Below are 1,027 nucleotides of genomic sequence, written 5' to 3' on the forward strand. Positions count from 1 at the left end.
GGCCTGGGCGATGCTCATCGCCTCCAGCACCCGGAACCCCGCATCCTCAAGGATGCTGGTCGCACCCATCAGGATCAGGGCGTCGTCGACGACGAGGGCGTGGGGCGCATCGCCCTGGGCCTCACGGGTCACGGGGGTGACCTTCGGTTCTGCCGCCCACGGCATGGTCCTGAAGGCGCTGCAGGACAAGGGCTACCCGGCCACCTACTTCCGCCTCGTGAGCCAGAGCCCGGAGGTCGGTTCGATCAACCTTCAGGAGAAGAAGATCGACGCGCACGCCGATTTCGTCCCCTTCGCCGAGCTGCTGCCGTTCCGCGGCTTCGCCCGTAAGGTGTTCGACGGTGTCGAGGCCATGGTCATCTGCGGCTTGGCGGCCAGCAGCGGATCGGTCCACTGCGGGTAGGCCCACTTCTCGACCGATGCCCACATCAGCGTGATCGCGGCAGCCCACCGTACGATGTCGAGGGGGCGAACGCCGAAGGGCTTCAAGCCGAGGCTCTGTGCGATCAGGTAGGCGGCCACGCCCAGGAACACCGGATAATCGGCGAGGTGGAAGACGCCGTACTGCGCCGTGGCGTAGCTGAACAGGAAGACGATACCGAGCCCGGTGAGCGGCATGGTCCGGCGCCAGATCAGGCACGCGTCCTCGGCGTGCCCCTCGGCACCGCACTCGGGCAGGTCGCGGGATGGCGTTCGACCTTCTGGGCGGTGGTGGGGATCAGCCTCGCGGCAGGCTTGGCGATCCAGCTCTGCGTGCCCACGGGGCTGCCCGGCACGCGCGGGCGCCTGATCAGCGAGTTCCGGGCGCTGAGCCGCTGGCCGGTGCTGCGGCCGATGCTGATCTCGACCCTGTCGTCGGTGAGCTTCTTCACGGTGTTCACCTACACGGCCGCTCCTGTCAGCACACCGATGGCCGCCCCCATGGCTGCCCCCATGGCCGACGCGGCCCCGCGGTAGGATCAGCCATGCGCCTCAACATCTCCGCCTGGGCGATCCGGAAGCCGCTCCCTTCGGTGGTGCTGTTCCT

At 68.4% G+C, this 1,027-nt stretch carries 3 pseudogenes; 2 read left to right on the forward strand and 1 reads right to left on the reverse strand.

Annotation, left to right across the window (positions count from 1 at the left end):
• Positions 1-136 precede the first annotated feature (136 nt).
• A pseudogene (locus MKK69_RS27680) lies at positions 137-349 on the forward strand (ABC transporter substrate-binding protein); the annotation flags it as partial.
• Here MKK69_RS27680 and MKK69_RS27685 read toward each other — a convergent pair.
• Positions 322-642 (reverse strand): annotated as a pseudogene (locus MKK69_RS27685) (hypothetical protein); the annotation flags it as partial. The pseudogenes MKK69_RS27680 and MKK69_RS27685 sit on opposite strands and share 28 nt — an antisense overlap.
• Between MKK69_RS27685 and MKK69_RS31275 the strand changes: the two are divergent.
• A pseudogene (locus MKK69_RS31275) lies at positions 637-891 on the forward strand (MFS transporter); the annotation flags it as partial. The pseudogenes MKK69_RS27685 and MKK69_RS31275 sit on opposite strands and share 6 nt — an antisense overlap.
• Between the last annotated feature and the right edge of the window lie 136 nt (positions 892-1,027).

Source organism: Methylobacterium sp. J-026, assembly GCF_022829585.1.
Taxonomy (GTDB): Bacteria; Pseudomonadota; Alphaproteobacteria; order Rhizobiales; family Beijerinckiaceae; genus Methylobacterium.